General features: G+C 72.0%; 15 protein-coding genes and 1 riboswitch. Of the genes, 3 read left to right on the top strand and 12 right to left on the bottom strand.

The window, feature by feature from the left end; all coding sequences use genetic code 11:
* Positions 1-316: 316 nt before the first annotated feature.
* The 3 genes from murA to purD form a co-directional block, all read right to left on the bottom strand.
* The gene (gene murA, locus BJ981_RS07050) at positions 317-1,588 is read right to left on the bottom strand and encodes a UDP-N-acetylglucosamine 1-carboxyvinyltransferase (RefSeq protein WP_184609112.1); all 1,272 of its coding nucleotides are present in this window, start codon (positions 1,586-1,588) and stop codon (positions 317-319) included.
* A 152-nt stretch (positions 1,589-1,740) separates the two neighbouring features.
* Positions 1,741-2,787 (bottom strand): hypothetical protein, encoded by a 1,047-nt coding sequence (locus BJ981_RS07045; RefSeq protein ID WP_184609111.1) that lies wholly within the window; start codon positions 2,785-2,787, stop codon positions 1,741-1,743.
* Between the two features lie 138 nt (positions 2,788-2,925).
* A complete protein-coding gene (purD, locus tag BJ981_RS07040) occupies positions 2,926-4,158 on the bottom strand; it encodes a phosphoribosylamine--glycine ligase (RefSeq protein ID WP_184609109.1) in 1,233 nt (410 codons plus the stop codon).
* A 396-nt stretch (positions 4,159-4,554) separates the two neighbouring features.
* Here purD and BJ981_RS07035 point away from each other — a divergent pair, with 396 nt between their 5' ends.
* Positions 4,555-5,676, top strand: coding sequence for a magnesium and cobalt transport protein CorA (locus BJ981_RS07035; protein WP_184609107.1), 1,122 nt, complete (start codon positions 4,555-4,557; stop codon positions 5,674-5,676).
* 111 nt (positions 5,677-5,787) lie between these two features.
* Here BJ981_RS07035 and tenA read toward each other — a convergent pair whose 3' ends face one another.
* Positions 5,788-6,492, bottom strand: a complete 705-nt coding sequence (tenA, locus tag BJ981_RS07030) for a thiaminase II (protein ID WP_184609105.1) — start codon at positions 6,490-6,492, stop codon at positions 5,788-5,790.
* Positions 6,484-6,594, bottom strand: a riboswitch (TPP riboswitch). (Overlaps the previous gene by 9 nt.)
* A 294-nt stretch (positions 6,595-6,888) precedes the next feature.
* Here tenA and BJ981_RS39610 point away from each other — a divergent pair.
* Positions 6,889-6,996 (top strand): putative leader peptide, encoded by a 108-nt coding sequence (locus BJ981_RS39610; protein WP_372436919.1) that lies wholly within the window; start codon positions 6,889-6,891, stop codon positions 6,994-6,996.
* Positions 6,997-7,143: 147 nt separating this feature from the next.
* Complete coding sequence (locus BJ981_RS07025) at positions 7,144-8,715, top strand: sulfatase family protein (RefSeq protein WP_184609103.1); 1,572 nt, start codon at positions 7,144-7,146, stop codon at positions 8,713-8,715.
* A gap of 597 nt (positions 8,716-9,312) precedes the next feature.
* Here the strand turns inward: BJ981_RS07025 and BJ981_RS07020 are convergent.
* The 8 genes from BJ981_RS07020 to BJ981_RS06985 form a co-directional block, all read right to left on the bottom strand.
* The gene (locus BJ981_RS07020) at positions 9,313-10,677 is read right to left on the bottom strand and encodes a helix-turn-helix domain-containing protein (protein ID WP_184609101.1); all 1,365 of its coding nucleotides are present in this window, start codon (positions 10,675-10,677) and stop codon (positions 9,313-9,315) included.
* On the bottom strand, positions 10,664-11,461 hold the full coding sequence (locus BJ981_RS07015; protein WP_184609099.1) for a hypothetical protein: 798 nt from the start codon (positions 11,459-11,461) through the stop codon (positions 10,664-10,666). The genes BJ981_RS07020 and BJ981_RS07015 overlap by 14 nt, the downstream gene beginning before the upstream one ends.
* Before the next feature lie 129 nt (positions 11,462-11,590).
* Positions 11,591-12,523 carry a glycerophosphodiester phosphodiesterase family protein gene (locus BJ981_RS07010; RefSeq protein ID WP_275422301.1) on the bottom strand — a complete coding sequence of 311 codons (933 nt, stop codon included), beginning with the start codon at positions 12,521-12,523 and terminating at the stop codon, positions 11,591-11,593.
* Between the two features lie 139 nt (positions 12,524-12,662).
* Positions 12,663-13,946 carry an adenylosuccinate synthase gene (locus tag BJ981_RS07005; RefSeq protein ID WP_184609097.1) on the bottom strand — a complete coding sequence of 428 codons (1,284 nt, stop codon included), beginning with the start codon at positions 13,944-13,946 and terminating at the stop codon, positions 12,663-12,665.
* Positions 13,947-14,048: 102 nt separating this feature from the next.
* A complete protein-coding gene (locus BJ981_RS07000) occupies positions 14,049-14,468 on the bottom strand; it encodes a DUF3151 domain-containing protein (protein ID WP_184609095.1) in 420 nt (139 codons plus the stop codon).
* Positions 14,469-14,543: 75 nt separating this feature from the next.
* On the bottom strand, positions 14,544-16,160 hold the full coding sequence (locus tag BJ981_RS06995) for a glycosyltransferase family 2 protein (RefSeq protein WP_184609093.1): 1,617 nt from the start codon (positions 16,158-16,160) through the stop codon (positions 14,544-14,546).
* A complete protein-coding gene (locus BJ981_RS06990; protein WP_184609091.1) occupies positions 16,157-18,097 on the bottom strand; it encodes a glycosyltransferase in 1,941 nt (646 codons plus the stop codon). Before BJ981_RS06990 ends, BJ981_RS06995 begins: the two co-directional genes overlap by 4 nt.
* Positions 18,098-18,191: 94 nt before the next feature.
* Positions 18,192-19,403: a class I SAM-dependent methyltransferase gene (locus tag BJ981_RS06985; protein WP_239139317.1), complete on the bottom strand. Its 1,212-nt coding sequence runs from the start codon at positions 19,401-19,403 to the stop codon at positions 18,192-18,194.
* Positions 19,404-19,433 lie beyond the last annotated feature (30 nt).

Below are 19,433 nucleotides of genomic sequence, written 5' to 3'. Positions count from 1 at the left end.
GCCATACCTCTGTTCGAGGCCGCTCCACCGCGCGGTGCCGTGAACCGGTGTACCGGCCCCACGGGCGCCCGGCATCGCGACCTCCCAATCCACTGGTCGAGTCCGCCGCGCGCGGGGGCGCCGGGCGGCTCGCCTGTAGGCGTTCCCGGCGTTCCCGGCACGGGTTCTTCTCCCATCCGGTCTAGTCCTCTTTGGAACGATCGCTCGCCGCGGCACTAATGTCACGCCCGGATTTGCCGGAATGCGCCCCAGCCATGCCGACAAGGTATGGATGAGAGGGTCATAAGAACAGGTCAGAGGCGGTTTACGGGCGGTGTCACGAGCTAGAGGAAATTTCTCTTACCACATCTCCTCCCAGCGCCTTCATACGCGCCGCGAGGTCGTGGTGACCGCGGTCGATGAGATATCCGGGCGAGACGACCGTCTCGCCGGACGCGGCCAGGCCGGCCAGGACGAGCGCGATTCCGGACCGCAGATCGTGCGCCGTGACGCTCGTTCCGGTCAGCGGAGTGCTGCCGTGGACCACCGCCCGGCTGCCCTCGACCGCGATGCGCGCGCCCATCTTGTTGAGCTCGCCCGCGAGCGCGAACCGGCCGTCGAAGATGCGTTCGTGGATGTAGCTGTTGCCGTCGGCGAGGCACGCCACCGTCATGATGGGCGACTGCAGGTCGGTGGCGAAGCCGGGGTAGGTGTCGGTGATCACGTTGATCGGTCGCAGCGGGCGGTCGCGCCGGACGTGCAGCACCGCGCCGTGGGTGTCGAACTCGACGCCCATCTGCTCGAGCTTCCAGCGGACGACGCCGAGGTGCTCCAGCGACGCGCCCACCAGGTTCACCTCGCCGCCGGTGATGGCGGCGGCCATCGCGAACACGCCCGCGTCCAGACGGTCCGGCATGACCTGGTGCTCCACGGCGGTGAGCTCGTCGACGCCCTCGACCGTGATGAAACCGGTGCCGCCGCCGCCGATGCGCGCGCCCATCTTGGTGAGCATGTCGATGACGTCGAGCACCTCGGGTTCGAGGGCGGCGTTCTCGATGATCGTGGTGCCCTTGGCCAGGGCCGCGGCCATGATGAGGTTCTCGGTGCCGGTGTGGGACGGCGTGTCGAGGTACAGCGGCGCCCCCGCCAGGCCGGACGCCTTGACGTGGATGACGCTCTCGCCCTCGTCCACGACCGCGCCGAGCCGCTTGTAGCCGAGGTAGTGGAAGTCGAGGTTGCGGCTGCCCAGGTTGCAGCCGCCGATGCCCTCGATGATGGCCTCGCCGAGGCGGTGCAGCAGGGCGGGGACGAACAGGACCGACCCGCGGAACCGCCGGGCGATCTCGGCGGGCAGCACGGCGCTCGTGAGCCGGGACGCGTCGATGACGAGCGTCCGCTCGGCCTCGTGGAGCTCCACCTTCGCGCCGACGGCCTCGGCCAGCTCCACCGCGCGGCGGACGTCCTCGATGATGGGCACGTTGCGCAGGACCGTGCGGCCTTCCGAGGCGAGCAACGCCGCGCCGATCATCGGGAGCACGGCGTTCTTGGCGCCCTGGATGAAGGCGGTTCCGCGCAGGGCGTTGCCACCGCGCACGCGGTAACGAACCATAAGATGAGGCTCCTCGATATCAGAAATGACGCGCCTGAGGCGCGGACGGCGGCGCAGTTATCCGCCCACATTAGCCGTTTCCGGATGCCTGCCCGCCCCGTTTCCGCGCACTGCGCGGCCCCCGCGCCGCGGCCCGCGGCGCCCCGCGCGGGTCACCTCGCGGGGGTTCCCGCAGGTGTGTCCGGAGAGGCCGCGTGCAGCAACGTGTTGGCGCGCTGGTCGACGATACGGGTCACCACCTGCTGCGCGTAGCCGAACACCATCGCCCACACCAGGATCGACGTCTGCGAGCTGAGCCCGGCGAAGCCCGGCACGAAACCCGAGTTCAGGATGAGCAGGCCGATGATGGCCGTCGCCACCCCCGCCGGCGCCTTGAGCAGGTTCTGCGCCACCGCCAGCGAGTAGCGCGTCGTCAGCTCCGAGCGCGTGGACAGGCTCGCCGCGGTGGCCAGGGCCGCGCCCAGCATGCCGATGAGCGCGACCAGCGGCACGTCGCCGTGCGAGGGCGCGCCCGCACCCGCCGGGCACACGCGGATGCCCTCGCGCGGCCCCAGGCTGGCGAGCAGCGTGCCGTTGCCGCACATCGGGATGGCCGACGGCCAGATCGCGCCGACGGCGACGAGCCCCGCCGTGATGACGGTCAGCGCGGCGACGCCGCCGAGCAGCATGTTGCGGAAGCTGCGCACCCGCCCGCTCTCGATCCCGGCGGTCGCGTACGCGGCGCGCAGCACCGACTGCACCAGCCCGCGGTCGGCCTCGCCGACGTCGCCCGCCGCGACACGGGCCGCGAGCTGGGCGAGGCGCGCGTCGTCCCCGGGCAGGTAGGCGCGGCCGACGGCCAGCGCCTCTGGCGCCCTGGAGGCAAGCTCGGCGGCCGGGAGCAGGCCGAACAGCATCACGGTCGCGCCGTACAGGTTGGCCCAGGCGGCCTCGATGGCCTGCCCGGTCAGCCACCGCCGCCAGCCCTGCCGCTGCGTCGCGTACTCGTGGGCGGCGTCGAGCTGCCGCACGATGGAGGCGTGCAGCTCGGCCGTGCCCGGCTCCTCCCGCCGGGCCGCGAGGGCGCGGTCGGCGTCGGACCGCACGTCCGCGGCGCGCGAGGTGACGGTCACCCGCCACACCCCCGGCCAGCGCAGGGCCTCGCGGTCGCTCTGAACCTTCGGCGTCTCGCTCTCCCGCACCGCGGGCTCGGCAGTCATGCGCTCCTCCAGGCTCGCCTCTCCTGGATCATCGCCGCTGCCGGGCCCGCGCGCCACCGGACCCGCCTGATCCGCGACACGGAAGCCGGCGGGCGGGAAGTGCCGTGGAAGGGTTCTGAGCCTGCTCCAGGCGCGTTTCTAGGCCAGGGCGGCGATGTCGGTGCGGTGGTGCGAGCCGCGCAGGCGTATGCCGTCCACGAGGGCGTACGCGGCGGCGCGCGCGGCGGCGACGTCGGGGCCGGTGCCGACCACGCTGAGCACCCTGCCGCCCGCCGAGACGACGTGGCCGTCGGCGTCCAGGGCCGTGCCCGCGTGGATGACGTAGGCGTCCTTCGCCGCCGTCCGCAGGCCCTCCAGACGGTCGCCCTTGACGGGATCGGCCGGGTAGTTCTCCGCGGCCACCACGACGGTCACGGCGGCGCCCTCGCGGTACCGCGGCGCGGGCTCGCCGGCCAGCGCGCCGGTCGCGCAGGCCAGCAGCAGCCCGGCGAGCGGCGTCTCCAGGCGGTCCAGCACGACCTGCGTCTCCGGGTCGCCGAAGCGCGCGTTGAACTCGATGACCTTCGGCCCCGCGGACGTCAGCGCCAGCCCCGCGTACAGCACCCCTGTGTACGGCGTGCCGCGCCGGGCCAGCTCGCGGACGGTGGGCATAACGACCTCGTCCATGACACGCTCGGTCAGCCACTCCGGCGCCCACGGCAGCGGCGTGTACGCGCCCATGCCGCCGGTGTTCGGGCCCTTGTCGCCGTCGTAGGCGCGCTTGAAGTCCTGCGCGGGCTGGAGCGGGACGGCGGTGGCGCCGTCGCACAGCGCGAACAGCGACACCTCTGGCCCGTCGAGGAACTCCTCGACGACCACGCGCTCGCAGGCCGCGGCGTGGGCCAGCGCCTCCTCGCGGTCGGAGGTCACCACGACGCCCTTGCCCGCCGCGAGCCCGTCGTCCTTCACGACGTACGGCGCGCCGAAGGCGTCCAGCGCCGCCTCGGCCTCCTCCCGCGTGACGCACACGCGCGCGCCCGCGGTCGGCACCCCGGCCGCCGTCATCACCTCTTTGGCGAACGCCTTGGAGCCCTCGATGCGGGCCGCCTCCTTGGAGGGGCCGAAGCAGGGGATGCCCGCGGCGCGCACGGCGTCGGCGACGCCCGCCACGAGCGGGGCCTCGGGGCCGACGACGACCAGGTCCGCGCGCAGGCGCGTGGCCAGCGACGTGACCTGCCCGGGGTCGGCCGGCGCCACGGCATGCGTGGTCGCCACCTCGGCGATGCCGGCGTTCCCCGGGGCGCAGTGCAGTTCGGACACCGCGGGGTCGAGGGCGAGGGCGCGGCACAGCGCGTGCTCGCGGCCCCCGGAACCAATCACAAGTACGCGCACGTGGGGGAGTCTACGGGGCGCGTCCGGGACCGCCGTCACGCGACGGGGAACCGGGCGGAACGGACGTCCGCGGGCGGGTCACAGGAAATAGCGCTGGTGCTTTGCACCGTTATTCATGATCAGAACCGTATGCGCGTTGTAAGCTAGGGGGGTCGGCCTGGCCTGTGATAGGTTGGGCCAGCTATGGACCGTCTCTCGGCCGATCGGAGGTGGAATCGGGATGACATCTGGTGATCCCAGCAGTACGTGCTCGCGCACGTGCTTCGTGCGCAACCCCGACCACTCCAATTCGGTGTCCGACTGAGAGCCGCGCGGCCAATCTAACTTTTCGCGGTATTCACCGCATCCCCTTTTGTCGTGCGCGGGTTCCCCCAGGTCGGGCGGGAAGGGATTTCCATGCGCTCGTCCACCCTTTTCCAGCGGATCAACCTGCACCAGCGTCCCGCCCCCGATGTGGCGCTGCGCGGCTCCGGCTCCCGGCTCCGCCAGGTGAGCGGCCCTTGCGTGCCCCCGAGCGACTCGGTCGTCGAGTTCGGCGCCTACGTCGGCGGCAAGCGGGTGGAGGCCGACGGCATCCCCGAGGCCGTCGGGCTGGTCCGCGACCACAACGCCGCCTCCGAGATCGGCGGCGCCTACGTGTGGGTCGGCCTCTACGAGCCCGAGGCGTCCGAGGTCGGCTGGCTGGCCGAGGTCTTCGGCCTGCACCCCCTCGCCGTCGAGGACGCCATCAAGGCGCACCAGCGCCCCAAGGTGGAACGTTACGGCGACTCGCTGTTCGTCGTGCTGAAGACCCTCGCCTACCTCGACGACGACCCCAGGGCCGGCAGTCAGATCATCGCCGGCGGCGAGATCATGATCTTCGTCGGGCCCGACTTCGTGGTGACCGTCCGCCACGGTGACCACTGTCCCCTCGCCGACGTGCGCGCGCGCCTGGAGGACAAGCCCAAGCTGCTGTCCCGCGGCCCCTCGGGCGTGCTGCACGCCATCGCCGACCACGTCGTCGACAAGTACCTCTCCGTCGCCGACCTCATGCAGGCCGAGCTCGAAGAGGTCGAGGCCACCGTCTTCGCCGACGTCAGCTCCCGCGACATCAGCCGCATCTACCAGCTCAAGCGCGAGATGATCGAGATGAAGCGCGCGGTCACCCCGTTGCAGACCCCCTTCAACGCGCTGCCCACCCGCCGCATGATCCCTTCGGAGATGCGCGAGTACTTCCGCGACGTCGTCGACCACCTCTCCCGGGTCTGCGAGCAGGTCGAGTCCTCCAACGAGCTCTGCAACTCGATCCTGCAGGCCGCGCTGGCCAGGTCCAACGCCCTGGCCAACGAGGACATGCGCAAGATCTCCGCGTGGGTGGCCATCATCTCGGTCCCCACGATGATCGCCGGCATCTACGGCATGAACTTCGACCACCTGCCCGGCCTGCACGACATGTGGGGCTATCCGGTCATCATCGGCATCATGCTCGTGATCTGCTCGCTGCTCTACCGAGGATTCCGGCGCAACAGCTGGCTCTGAAGGCGACCCCCCGGACGGCGGAGCGGTGCTCCGCCGTGCATTCACGCAGGTCAGAGGTTGTCAGGGCCGGTCAAGTCGCTTTTCATACGGCCCAAAACGATTTGGGATGGCTCACACCGGCCATGATTCCCGCCGCCACGCCGCTTCCCAGAACATCCACTCGTAGCGGGCGGTGGTGACGAAGTGGCCCAGCGCGGCGGCGCGCTGGGCCGGCGTCGCCTCCGCCCCGGTCCGATCCGCCAGTTCCACCACGCGGCGCACCACGCTCTGGAACGCCTGGTCGCCGTAGGTGGCGATCCAGCGGGCGTACAACGCGTCCGGGGACGACTCGGCGAGCAGCGCCGTCCCGACCCGCGCGTAGATCCAGTAGCAGGGGAGCACCGCCGCCAGGCCGTCCAGGAACGACCCGCCGTACACCGTGGCCAGCAGGTAGCTCGTGTACGCCCGGGTGGTCGGTCCCACGGGCGCCTTCTCGGCCTCCTCGGCCGACCCGCCGAGCTGGAACATGAACTCGGCGTGCATCTCCTGCTCGGCCGCGATGGCGCTCACCGCGTCGTGCGCGAAGGCCCGCACATCGTCCTCGGTCGGCGACTTCGCCGCGCACAGCGCCAGCGCGCGGGCGTAGTCCCGCAGGTAGTGCGAGTCCTGCTCGATGAAGTGGCGGAAGGCGTCGTGCGGCAGCGTGCCGTCCGTGAGCCCCGTGATGAACGGATGGTCGAGGATGGCCGTGTAGATGGGGGTGATGGCCTCCCAGAGCTCCGCACTGAACGACCGCGACGACTGGTACGTACCGGGGATGGACCCGGATGTCTCCATGGAAAAGCTCCCTACGCCGGCATGACCCGGTCAGGTTCGAGCGGTCTGCGGCCGAACAGCCACACTCTCAGCCCGGTGCGCCAGGCTCCCGCGTTTCGTCCACCCGAAGCGTACCCCGCCCGACCACCCCATCCGATACGACATCCCGCGAAACTTCACGTCCCCACAACGGTCCTCGCCTCCGCGCCCGGGGGGGCGCTCCGACTCGGTCTGTGTTTCCCAAGGGGACTCCGTCCCCCTTCACTCCTCGATCCGAGGGCTCCGCCCGCCGGACCGCTCGCATCGCGGGACGCGCATTCGATAACAGGGCGAACGTCGCATGATGCGGCACTGGTTCAGCGGCGAGCGGGAAATTACCCACTTGACCGGTAGGGATAATTCGGATTCTATGTGGTCATGACATCGACCGCCCGGCGTGGACACAGCTTCCACGCCACGGTGCGGCGTCACATCGACTTGGCGCGCGTGAGCAGCGCCTTGTGTCGCCCGGTTCGCCACCGCTGATTCTCCGACCTCCCTTTCGGGCGCGACCTTCTGTGCCCGCAGCCGCCAGCACGCCTGGATGGACTTCACCCTGTTCGAGGCTGGAATGTCTCGGCACGTTTCATCGACATCAAGCGATGGACCAGGTATCCCGAGAAAGGGTGCGGTATGAACGCCCACAAGCCACATCGTCACCGATCGAAACTCTTGGGGGCTCTGCTCATCGCATCCGCGAGCATCACCTACGCGGGTGTGAAACTCGACGGTTCGCCGGCGTCGGCGGCGACGACCCAGCCCAACATCGTCTTCATCCTCACCGATGACCTCAACGAGGACGTCTTCGGCAAGGACGCCGGGCTCCAGACACTCCTGACCAGTCAGGGAACGACATTCAACAAGCAGTTCGTCGAACTGTCGCTGTGCTGCCCGTCGCGAGTGTCCACGCTGCGCGGGCAGTTCGCACACAACACGGGCATCTACACCAACGAGGCCGCCTCCGGCGGCGGATTCCAGTCCTTCTACAGCAGAGGACTGGAGAACTCGACCGTCGCCACCTGGCTGCAAAGCGCCGGGTACCGCACCGGGTTCTTCGGTAAATACCTCAACGGGTACCCCAACGGAGCGCCCAGTAGCACCTACATTCCGCCTGGGTGGACACGCTGGTTCAGCCCCAACGGTGGAAGCCCGTATTCGGAGTACAACTACGACGTCAACGACAACGGCACGACCGTCCACTTCGGCGGCGCATCGTCAGACTACGGCGTTGACGTGATCTCTCGCAGGCTGACCACGTTCATCAAGAACACCACCACCAACTATCCGGACAAGCCGTTCTTCACCTACGTCGCCCCCTACATCCCACACGGACCGGCGACGCCGCCGCCGCGCTACGACGGCATCTACCCCAACGCCAAGGCTCCGCGCACTCCGTCTTTCAACGAGGACGACGTCAGCGACAAGCCGGCCTGGATCCGCAACAAGCCCAAGCTCACCGCCGCCCAGATCAACAACATCGACGCCTTCTACGAAAAGCGCAGAGAATCCTTGCGCGCGGTCACCGACCTCGTCCAGGACACGATCGACACTCTGCGGGCGCAAGGCGTACTCGACAACACCTACATCGTCTTCACGTCGGACAACGGTTTCCACCAGGGCCAGCACCGCCTGAACTCCGGCAAGAACACCGCCTTCGAGGAAGATCTCAACGTCCCGCTGGTCATCCGCGGACCCGGCGTCCCCGCCGGGGCGGTCGTCAACGCCTTCACCCTCAACGTCGACCTCGCACCGACTTTCGCCGAACTGGCCGGAGCGACCGCGCCCGCCTTCGTCGACGGCCGCTCACTCGTGCCGTTCCTGCGCGGCACCACACCATCGCGGTGGCGCTTGGCGTTCCTCAACGAGCATGCCGGACCCAGCACCCTGAACACCAACACCCTGAACAACCTGCTGGAACCCCAAGATCCCGGAGACGCACAAGCGCTCGCCTCCGGAGGCGCCCCCGTCTACGTCGGCCTGCGGGCCAAACCCAACACGCTCGGCGTGAACGCGGCGTTGAACTACGTCGCCTACAACACCGGCGAACATGAGCTGTACGACCTGTCCGCCGATCCCCACCAGCTCGACAACTCCTACAACAGCGCCGACCCCACGCTCAAACAGAGGCTCGACACCTGGGTCACCAGACTCAAGAACGCCTCTGGGCAGACATTGCGAGACGCGGAAGAGAACCCGCCGCAGTAGAGGACCCATCGCGGTGCGGGCAGGGATGAGGACTACCGCTCCCCGCCCGCACCACAGGCAAGCCTTCGGCGCACCCGCGCCGATCCGCGTCTGACGAGTCTCTGCCCGCCGCCACCCTGACCCCCGACCAGCCCGTCCGATACGACACCCCACGAAACCGTGCGTCCCCGAAACGGTCCTCGCCTCCGCGCCCGGGGGGCGCTCCGGCTCGGGCTGTGTCCCCCAAGGGGGCTCCGCCCCCCTTCGACCCCCCGTTCCGAGGGCTTCGCCCTCCGAACCGCTCGCATCGCGGGACGCGTATTCGACGCAGCCGTCCACCTACTGCCTCAGGCCATACCGTCGCCCACAGGCAGAGCGAACCCGACTGCGTGCCATCGGATGGCGACACGAGTGTCATGTCCCGGTTCGTACGCACTTGCCGATTGAGGAATGTGAGAGTCGGAGTCCGAGGCGGAGCCTTCGAATGGGGGCCGAAGGGGGCGGAGCCCCCTGGGAAATACAGCCCGAGCCGGAGCGCCCCCCGGGCGCGGAGGCGAGGTCCTCGCTCGGAGGACGGTTCGCCCCCCGGTTCAGCAAGATCACCATCTTCTGGGGGGTTCAGTCGGTGATCGCGGTGGCTTCGGTGTCGATGTCGCCGTGGCCGGCATGGCCATGCCGACCGCCTCCTGCGATCTGTGCCGGTCCGGGGACGAGGCGGAGTTCGGGGCGGGGGTCGGGGAGGGAGAGGAGTTGGCGGGTTCGTTTCAGGGGCCAGGCCAGTTGGGTGGCGAGGGCGGGGAGGGTGAGGCCGGTTCGGGTGGTGGCGAGGTCGAAGGCTTGGGACAGGAGGACGGGGTGTTCGCCGGGGTAGCCGGTGATGGGCTCGCCGGCGAAGCCGGGCTGGTCGCGGAGGGTGGCGAGGCGCTGGTAGGCGCGGCCGGCGGCGGAGTCGGAGAGCAGGCCGAGCTCACGGCAGCGGTAGAGCAGGGAGTCGACCGAGACGCCCCAGATGTTCTTCAGCTCGGCGAGGCGGCGCAGGTCGAGGCGGCGGGGGAGGGCGGGGAGGATGCTCTCGCGCGGGGTCAGGAACTCGGCGGCGAAGGTGTCGGCCTCGCGTTCCTGCTGGACGTCGCCGGCGGCGGTGTCGCCGTGCAGGACCAGGTGGCCGAGTTCGTGGGCGGCGGTGAAGCGGTAGCGGTGGATGTCGTCGAAGCGGTTGGCGGTGAGGACGACGATCGGGCGGGGGAGCTGGGAGGTCGAGAAGGCGTCCACCGTGGTGGCGTCCTCGTCCGGGGGCGGGAGGACGACGACGATGCCGTGCGCCTCCATGTGGCGGACCAGGTGGGGGATGGGGCCGGTGCCGAGGCGCCAGTGGCGGCGCAGTTCGCGGGCGGCGGCGGCCGGGTCGCGGGGCAGCTCGACGCCGGAGTGGACCTCTCCGCCGGAGAAGCCCGGCAGGTCGACCTGCGGCAGCCGTACCCGCTTCTCCAGGGCGTGGGTGAGCTCCCAGACCTGTTCGACGAACGCGACCGCCTTGGCCCGCTGGTGGGCGCGGGTGGAGCGCAGGCTGCGGAAGTGCGCCATCGAGCCGTCCAGCTTCGCGTGCGGGCGGCCCGGCAGGAAGAACGCCATGGGCACGCCGAGGACCTCGGCCAGGCGCGGGACCAGGTCGGGACGCGGGTGGGTGGCGCCCGTCTCGTACTGCCCGACCGCCGCGGGGGTCACGCCGACCCGCTCGGCGAGGTCCTTCTTGGTCAGCCCGGCGAGCCGCCGCGCCTGCGTGAGCCGTGCCTGGTCGAACGCGACGGCGACGGCCTGCGGGGTGGGCGCCGCCCGCTCGTCCACCTGGTCGAAGAGACGGATCTGACCGTGCCCGTCGCTCCAGGATCCCGGGGGGGTCTCGCCCCGGTCCGCGAGTGAGCGCGGCCGGGGGCCGGATGCCTGGTCATGGGGCGGGGCGGAGTCGTGGTCACGCGTGGTCATCGGCGGCGGCGGGGCGCGTGTACGGGGGCTCGGTGTCCACGGCGGACAGGGCGCGGTCGAGTGCGGAGCGGTGGGCGAGGTCGAGGCCGGGCTCGGCGGCGGCGTCGAAGCGGACGGCCGGGGAGCCCAGGGGAAGGGCCTGCGGCACCCAGGGGGAGGACTCACGCAGCGGGATCGGCTCGCAGTGCAGCCAGTAGATGTGCCCTCTGTCGTCGATCAGCTCGGCCTCGCCCCAGTAGAGCCGCAGCAGCCCGGCGCGCGCGTTGGCGGCGTAGGCGACCGGGATCAGCCGGGTGCCGGCGGGCAGCCGCCGCAGCGGCGGGAGCACGTCCTCGGCCTCGTCGTCGTCCTCCTGGACGCCGAGGTCGAGCTCCTGCTGCTGGTAGATCGTCCGGGGGCCGTAGCGCGTGAACAGCTCGCGGGCCAGGGCCGAGACGCGGCCGTCGCTGACGCGGGCCTCGCTGACGGGGGTGAAGTCGTCCTCGGCGAAGCGGAAGGGGAGGAACAGGTTGCCGTCCAGGACGACGAGGTGGTGCGGCGAGCGGTAGGGGCGGACGACCTGGAAGCCGGGCTCGTCCCTGAAGCCGGCGACGAGGGCCTCGTAGCGGCGCGCCATGAGCGTGGACCCATAGGCATAGCGTTTGTCGCTCTTCGACCACTTCTGGGCGTCCTGGGCGTTCTCCGCGGCCTCGCGGAGGGAGGTGGCCAGCCGCTGTCTCACGTCCGCGGCGCGCGCGCCGAAGCGCTCGGTGGCCCAGGGGGACATGCGCGGCTCGACCTGCATGGGTGACCTCCGGTCCGTGGCGTCCTGGTATCGGGGAGACGGTCCCGCCACTTTAGTTCTCCGCACGATACTCCCGCGCGCACTCCAGTTGATGTTGTGACGCGCCGGGGGGACGGCGCCGGAGACGGGTCAGGGGCGCTCGGGGCGCGGGGCGACGACGGCGCGGGGCAGGGGGAGGCCGCGGCGCGCCCAAACCTCGCGCATGCGGTCCGGGTAGTCGGTGACGATGCCCGTCACGCCGAGGTCGAGCAGCCGCTCGGCCTCCTCGGGGTCGTTGACCGTCCACACCGTCAGCGGCAGCCCCGCCTTGTCGGCCCGCGCCACCAGCTCGTCGTCCACGAGCACTCGGTCCGGGGACAAGGTGGTCGCGCCGATGGAGGCGGCGGCCGCCGCGAGGTCGCCGTCGAACGCGCGCGGGTCGAGGCCGAGCCAGGCCGGGTCGACGGTGGCCTTCTCGACCAGCGCGTACCGCCGGGACACCAGGTGTTCGGCGGCGCGCAGCACCCGCCAGTCGAAGCTGAGGATCGCCGCGCCGTCCAGCCGCCCGTGCCGGGTCAGCTCGGCCACCACCAGCTCGGTCAGCTCGCGCGGGTCGCCGGACAGGTCGGGCCGGGTCGGGTCGGACTTGATCTCGACGTGCATGCGGACGTCGTCGGCCCCGTAGGCGGAGGCGAGGCCGAGGACGGCGCCGAGCGTGGGCATGCGCGCGCCGGGGACGGGCGCCTGGGTGCGGACGAAGCGGTCCTTGTCCGACCTGGGATGGCGGACGCCGACGTCCAGCGTGCGGAGCTGGGCGAGCGACAGCGAGCGGATCGGCTTGCCCACGTAGGGGAAGTCCGGGTCGTCCTCGACGAGGGGGGCGGTGTCGGCGCTGGTCACCGCCGACACCGTGAGGTCGTGGGTCAGCACGAGCCGCCGGTCGGCGCTGAGGGCGACGTCGAACTCGATCGCGTGGACGCCGAGCTCCAGCGTGAAGGCCATGCCGGGAAGGGTGTTCTCCGGGCGCAGGCCCCGTGCTCCCCGATGGCCGTGTATCTCCGGCAGAATCTCCGGTATCTCCACCTGCACACGGCGCACCCTATCGCCACGCCGTCCTGACCCCCGTCAGGCGGGGCCGTGAAGGCGGCGGCCCGGCGAGCCCGTGGATCGGCGCGTGCCTTCCCGGACCGCAGCGAGCCCGCCGCCGTGCCGCCCCGCCGCGTCAGATCAGCGAGCGCAGGGACAGGGTCTGCGTGCGGCCGGGGCCCACGCCGATCGCGGAGATGCGAGCGCCGCTCAGCTCCTCCAGGGCGTGGACGTAGTCCTGGGCGTTCTTCGGCAGGTCGTCGAACGACTTGGCCTCGGTGATGTCCTCGTCCCAGCCGGGGAACTCCTCGTAGATCGGCTTGGCGTGGTGGAAGCCGGTCTGCGTCATCGGGATCTCCTCGTGGCGCACGCCGTCGACGTCGTAGGCCACGCAGACCGGGATGCGCTCCAGGCCGGACAGGACGTCCAGCTTGGTGAGGAAGAAGTCGGTGACGCCGTTGATCCGCGTGGCGTACCTGGCGATGATCGCGTCGAACCAGCCGCAGCGGCGGTCGCGGCCGGTGGTGACGCCGTACTCGCCGCCGGTGGTGCGCAGCCACTCGCCCATGTCGTCGGTCAGCTCGGTCGGGAACGGCCCGGAGCCGACGCGCGTGGTGTACGCCTTCAGGATGCCGATCACGCGGGTGAGCCGGGTGGGCGGGATGCCCGAGCCGATGCACGCGCCGCCGGACGTCGGCGAGGAGGAGGTCACGAACGGGTAGGTGCCGTGGTCGATGTCGAGCAGGTTGCCCTGGCCGCCCTCCAGCAGCACGACCTTGCCCTCGTCCAGCGCCTTGTTCAGCACCAGCGAGGTGTCCGCGATGTGCGGGGTGAGCCGCTCGGCGTACCCGAGGTACTCCTCCAGGACCTTGGCCGGGTCGATGCCCCTGCGGTTGTAGACCTTGGTGAGCACCTGGTTCTTCTCGTTGAGCGCGACCTCGATCTTCTTGCTGAGGATGCCCGGGTCCAGCAGGTCCTGCACCCGCACGCCCATGCGGGCGATCTTGTCGCCGTAGGCGGGGCCGATGCCGCGCCCGGTGGTGCCGATGCGGGACTTGCCGAGGTACCTTTCGGTCACCTTGTCCAGCGCCTTGTGGTGCGGCATGATCAGATGCGCGCTGGCGGAGATCAGCAGACGGTCGCACGAGATGCCGCGCTCGACCAGGCCGTCGATCTCCGACAGCAGGACCCCGGGGTCGATCACCACGCCGTTGCCGATCACGGGGATGACCTCGGGGGACAGCACGCCGGTCGGCAGAAGGTGCAGGGCGTACTTCTGGTCGCCGATCACGACCGTGTGCCCCGCGTTGTTGCCGCCCTGGTAGCGGACGACGTAGTCGACGTCACCGCCCAGCAGGTCGGTCGCCTTACCCTTGCCCTCATCGCCCCACTGGGCGCCCACGAGAACGACAGCCGGCATGGTTAACTCCCGCGCACCAAAAAGTAAACCCCTGGCGCAAGCGCGACAGGGGCTCTTGCGTTGAGAGACTACCCGAGCAGGCTGATGCCGCCCAAGCGCGGCTTACGCCGAGTTGAGGGCCTTGACGGCCTCCGGGCTGCTGTCGCGCAGGAACTGGGAGCAGCGCTCGGCCTCGTCCTTCTCGCCGATCGCCTGGGCGGAGCGGGCGAGCGCGTGCAGGCAGCGCAGGAACCCCTGGTTCGGCGCGTGGTCCCACGGGATGGGCCCGTGCCCCTTCCAGCCGGCGCGCCGGAGCTGATCCAGGCCCCGGTGGTACCCGGTGCGCGCGAAGGCGTACGACGTGACGGCGTGACCGGCGGCGAAGTATTCGTCGGCCAGCGCCCCCCAGGCTCCGGAGTAAGCCGGGAAGCGCGCGGCGACATCGCTGGCCTTGACACCGGACTCCAGCGCTTGCCTCGCTTCCGGGTTGTCCGGCAGGAGGGTGGGCGGCGGGCCGGCGAGGAGGTTCTCGTGCGATTCCATGACGACAGTATCGTCTGCGATTCCCTTCTCTGGTCATACCGGCTTCTGTGATCCGCGCCGATATCCGAAAAAGGTTCAGCGCAGGCGCCGCAGCAGCGCCCTCGGCCCGCGCGGCGCCGGCCCTCGGCCATGCGGGGCGGGTCCTTTCTCGGGCTCCTCGGCGCGCGCGGCGAGCTCCTCCGCCAGGCGCGCGTTCTCGGCCTTGAGCCGCGCCACCTCGCGCCTGAGCGCCGGGTCCTCGGCCTTCCTCCGCTTGGGCGGCTCGGCCTCGGCGGCGGGCAGGAAGCCCAGCGTCGCGCCGTCGGCCCAGCGGGTGCCGGCGACGTCGTCCACGGCGGAGTCGAGCGGCTCCCCGGGGGCCACGACCAGGGCGGCCCTGGCGAACGCCCCGGTGTGCTCCAGCCGGGCGGCGATCACCTCGTCGGTCTCGTCCAGGGCCACGCTGACCAGCCCGCAGCCGTGCTCGGCCGCCTCCTCGACCAGCCGCAGCACGGTCTCGGGCCCCGGCACCCAGCCCGCCGGGCACAGCAGCCGGTACGGCACGGGCGCGGCGGAGCCCGGGACGTGCTCGGCGAGGCGGACGCGCGGCTCGGCCCGGTAGAGGCCGCGGACGAGCAGCAGGTCGAGGTGCGGGCTGGCGAGCGGGTCGCGCCGCTCCTCGCGCACCGACCCCCACGGCGCGACGAGCGTGATCCGCAGGTCGCCCAGCGAGCTCGCCAGGAAGCCGTCCACGGTGGCCCTGACGTCCTCGTACGGCGCAGAGGACACGTCGATCACGACCTCGACGTACGGCACCAGCCACTGGCGGCGCGGGTGGGTGCGCCGCCAGCGCATGACCGGGATGTGGTCGGGCACGAAGGCGTCGTTGTAGCGCCGCACCTGCTCGCCGTCGCGCATCATCATCGACGCGCCGAGGTGGCGGGTGCGCGCCTCGGGGGCCAGCACGAACGCCGCCCCGGCCTGCGCGAGCCGGTAGCCGAGCTCGCTGTCCTCGCCGAGCACGAGCCCGGTGTCCAGCGGCCCGGCGGCCCGCAGCAGCCCGGCGTTCACCGAGGCCGCGTTGGTGACGTGCACCCGGTAGGCCAGGTCGCGCTCGGTGCGCAGGCCGTCCGTACGCGCGGCCAGATCGACGATCCAGGCGTGCGGCTCGCTGGCGGCCTCGTCGAACAGGGTCTCGGTCGCGTGCGCGGCGACGGCGTCACGCACCTGCGCGGGGGTGTGCGTCCCGGGCTCGTGGTCGACGAAGCGGACGTAGCCCATGACCACGAGGTAGCCGGCCAGGTGGTGCCAGCGCATGTGCGCCTCGACCTCGTCGTGGAAGGCGACCATGTCGGCGTCGAGCCAGTGGACGACGTCGCCGTCCGCCAGGGCGAGCCCGGTGTTGCGGGCGCTCGCACGGCCCCGCGCGCCGGGCTCGGTGGTGACCAGGCGGGTGTTCTCCGGGACGATCTCCGGCAGGCGCAGGGCGGGGACGGTGCCGTCGTCCACGACGACGACCTCCATGAGGTGGCTCGGGTAGGTCTGGGCGGCCAGCCCGGCGAGGGTCAGGTCGAGCTTGTCCTGGTGGCCGTAGGCGGCGATCACCACGCTCACCGACATCCGGGGGGTCCACGAGCCGGGCTCGGGGGGCCGCAGGACGCCGTAGTCGTTGTGCCGGATCCTCGGCTGCCTGGGCCGGTCCTGTGCTGTCACTGCTCCCACTCCATCAGTCGGCTCGGCCGGAATCCCCGCCACTGCTCCTTCGCGCGGGCCAGGAAGTAGCCCACGGGCTCCCGCCAGGTGTGCCCGCCCCGGGCCGCCCTGCGCGCGACGAACCCCAGGCCGTGGGTGCGGTAGATCGCGCCGCCGGCCCTGAGCAGGTCCTGGAAGAAATGGACGTCCACCGCGCGGGCCACCGGCCGGAAGCCGCCGAGGGCCTCGAACGCCGAACGCGACACCACGAAGGTGCCGCCCGCCACGTGGTTGGACATCGTCTCGCTGGTCCAGTCGCGGCGGATCGTGACGTCGATCTGCCGCAGGTAGAAGAACTCCGAGGCGGCGCCCACCAGCTCGGCCCCCGAGTACGCCCGGGCGAGCGCCATGTCGGCCAGGTGGTCGGGCCCGTACCAGTCGTCGTCGTCCCACTTGCTGAGGTAGGCGCCGCCGGCCCGGCTCGCGGCGCGGTTGAGCACGGCGCCGAACGGCAGCTCCGCGCCGGCCTCCACGATCGTGACCGGCCGGGGGAAGTCGCGCACGGCCGCGGCCACCTCGGGCGCGTCGGCGGGCACGCCGTGCAGGGTGAGGATCACCTCCAGGTCCACGCCGCGCTGCCGGGCGATCTGGCCGAGCGCGAACGGGACCAGCGCGGCGCGCCGGGTACACATGATCACCGAGATCGTGGGCGCGTCCGGGACCGGGACCCCGGCGCGGGCGGCCAGGGCCCGCCAGCGGGCGGTGGTGCCGTGGCGGGTGAGCGCGGTCCTGCGCAGCAGGACGCTGTGCTCCTCGCGCCGCAGGTCGTCGGTCAGGTCCTCCTCGGTGGCGGCGGTGAGGAGCGCGGCCAGCTCGGGTCCGAGGCCGTCCGCGGCCCACCCGGGCGGCGGGTCCGACAGCAGCGGGACGCCCGCGGCGGCGAGCCCCGCGACGGCGTGGACGGCGGCGATCGGCCCGGTATGGGCAGGATGCCAGCTCAGCCGGACGCCGCGCAGCCGGCGCAGGCGGCCCACGTCGGCGTCGGTCACGCCTCCCGTGGGGGCCAGGCGGACGAGCGCCGCCCCGTCCTGCCGGATCTCCCAGCCTCCGTCGTGGTGCACGAGGTCGGCGATCGGCCGCGACGGCCTCTTGAGGAAGCCGCGCGGGTTGACCGACCGCTCGTCCACGGGCGGCACGGCGTCCGGCTCGATCGTGAGCGCGCGCAGCGCCGCGTAGCCGCCGGGGGCGCCGAGCCGCTCCCAGCTCACGTCGGGCGCCACGTCCACGGCGGGGACGCGCGGGTCGATCCAGTCGTCCTCGCCGGCCTCGTCGCCGTCCTGGGCGCGTACGGCCAGGTCGGCGGTGGGGACGTCGGAGCGGTCGGGCGCGGGGCCGCGGGCGTCGGAGACGGTCGCGTTCGGGTCGCCGGGACGCCAGGCGGCCAGGCCCGTCCCGGTGAGCCCCGCCGTGGGCAGGGGGTATCCGGCGAGGTGGTGGCCGCCGAGGCTCCTGTCGACGGCCGCGGCGACCTCGCCCGCGGGCACCGGCTCGGAGAAGCGGGCCGTGAGCCGCCAGCCGGTGCCGCCGTACCGGGTGACGGTGAGCTCGCGCAGCAGGCGGCGGCCGAGGCTCGGCGACAGGGGGAGGCCGGGGGCGTCGCACCACGGCGGCGCCTCGGCGATGACGACGCAGGCGAACGCGGTGGCCGGGAGCGCCGTCCCGAGGGTGACGGCACGGCGCAGGTCGGTGGGGGTACGGGCCAGGAGCACGAAGGCCGCCGGGTCGGGGGCCACCCAGGGCGCGGGGCCCATCGCGTCCACGTCCGCCGCCTCGTACGCCATGCCGGGCAGCAGGCCGTCCAGGTCGGCAGGGTCCACGCCCGCCACCGCCACGGCGATCTTCGCGCCCTTCCTGGTCAGCCGCGCGGCCATCGCGGCCGGCACCACCGCCTCCGTCATGCCCGTCCCCCCCGGTGCAGGCCCCAGGGCGCCGTCCGTCCCGCGCGAGGTGACCCCGGGGGCGTCGTCCGTCCCGTGCAGGGGAGGCCGCGGATCATCGGCCGGTCCGCCTCAGCACCATCGCTCCCTTCTCGGCGGGGAAGGAGGAGCCGGTGATCTCGGGGAACTCCGCGAGCCACCGGTCGGCGATCTCCCGTTCGGCGGCACGCGCACCGTCGTCCAGGACGAACCACGCGTCCGGCGCGCAGCGGGGCAGCAGCACCGGAAGCGCCGGATAGCGCGCCAGCGGGGCGGTGGCCCCCGGCGGGCCGTCCACGAAGACCAGCCCGATGTCGGTGAGGTCGTCCAGCGCCCGCGTGTCGTACCAGGGGATCACCTCGTCGCCGTCGTGCCACGAGGTGAGCGGCGCGTGGCGGATCTCCACGACGTCCTGCAACCCGTGGGCGAGCACGAGATCGCGGGAGGAGTGGGCGAACCGCTCGTCGTGCTCCAGGGCGATCACCCGGCCGCCGCCGAAGCGCTGGACGGCGTAACCGAGCCAGACGCTGGACGCGCCGCTGCCGCACTCCACGATGATCTTGGGGTGGTCGACCGCGACCCGCTCCACCAGCAGGCGCAGCACGTCCGGCGAGGCCGCCCAGCCGCGCAGCCGCGGCAGCGGGGCGCGCGGCTGGAGCAGCGCGCGCACGTCGACCAGCGCCTCCAGCTGCGCGTAGTTCTGCCGCACGGCCCCCGCCAGCTCGGCGTGCCCGTCGCGGACCTCGCCGCCGAGCGCGTCCAGCCGCTCGCCGATCTCGCGCACGGTCTGGGCGACGCCGCCCGCCGTCTGGTCGTGGACGAGGTCGCGCAGCTCGCGCAGGCCGTCCGCGTTCCGCAGGACCACGGCGTCGATGCGCGCCACCGACTCCGCCAGCTCGTCCAGGCGGCCCGCCTGCGTGGCGAGGGCCATGCGGTCCTCGCCGAGCGCGGCGAGCACGGAGCCGGACTGGTGGCGCGCGGCCTCCTCCAGGCGTCCGGCGAGCCCGTCCAGGATCGTGGCGAGCCGGGCGAGGTCGCGCTCGGTCCGCGTCAGCGCGGTGTCCTGGCGCTTGGTCCTGGTGTCGATGCGCAGGGCCTTGCCGTCGGTCCTGCGGACGCCCGCGACGATCGCGACGGCGGCGGCGAGGACGAGCAGCGTGGCGGCGAGCTGGACCGCCGCGAGCGGGGGCACGTCTCCTAGGACGGACAGCAGCACCGGCACCACCACCGCGAGGCCTGCGAAGGCGGCGCTGCCGATCAGCAGGAGGCGTGGGGAGAGTGTCCGCATTATCCGAATTCCTGGCCTTTCTTGGTGGGG

The organism is Sphaerisporangium krabiense (genome assembly GCF_014200435.1).
GTDB classification, from domain to species: domain Bacteria; phylum Actinomycetota; class Actinomycetes; order Streptosporangiales; family Streptosporangiaceae; genus Sphaerisporangium; species Sphaerisporangium krabiense.
The sequence above is the reverse complement of the archived record's forward strand: the minus strand, read 5'-3'. Positions and strand labels throughout refer to the sequence as shown.

Coding starts and splice junctions, on each gene's coding strand:
- murA (WP_184609112.1), bottom strand. CDS start 1,588: ATGGTTCGTTACCGCGTGCGCGGTGGCAACGCCCTGCGCGGAACCGCC.
- BJ981_RS07045 (WP_184609111.1), bottom strand. CDS start 2,787: ATGACTGCCGAGCCCGCGGTGCGGGAGAGCGAGACGCCGAAGGTTCAG.
- BJ981_RS07035 (WP_184609107.1), top strand. CDS start 4,555: ATGCGCTCGTCCACCCTTTTCCAGCGGATCAACCTGCACCAGCGTCCC.
- tenA (WP_184609105.1), bottom strand. CDS start 6,492: ATGGAGACATCCGGGTCCATCCCCGGTACGTACCAGTCGTCGCGGTCG.
- BJ981_RS39610 (WP_372436919.1), top strand. CDS start 6,889: ATGACATCGACCGCCCGGCGTGGACACAGCTTCCACGCCACGGTGCGG.
- BJ981_RS07025 (WP_184609103.1), top strand. CDS start 7,144: ATGAACGCCCACAAGCCACATCGTCACCGATCGAAACTCTTGGGGGCT.
- BJ981_RS07020 (WP_184609101.1), bottom strand. CDS start 10,677: ATGACCACGCGTGACCACGACTCCGCCCCGCCCCATGACCAGGCATCC.
- BJ981_RS07015 (WP_184609099.1), bottom strand. CDS start 11,461: ATGCAGGTCGAGCCGCGCATGTCCCCCTGGGCCACCGAGCGCTTCGGC.
- BJ981_RS07005 (WP_184609097.1), bottom strand. CDS start 13,946: ATGCCGGCTGTCGTTCTCGTGGGCGCCCAGTGGGGCGATGAGGGCAAG.
- BJ981_RS07000 (WP_184609095.1), bottom strand. CDS start 14,468: ATGGAATCGCACGAGAACCTCCTCGCCGGCCCGCCGCCCACCCTCCTG.
- BJ981_RS06990 (WP_184609091.1), bottom strand. CDS start 18,097: ATGACGGAGGCGGTGGTGCCGGCCGCGATGGCCGCGCGGCTGACCAGG.
- BJ981_RS06985 (WP_239139317.1), bottom strand. CDS start 19,403: ATGCGGACACTCTCCCCACGCCTCCTGCTGATCGGCAGCGCCGCCTTC.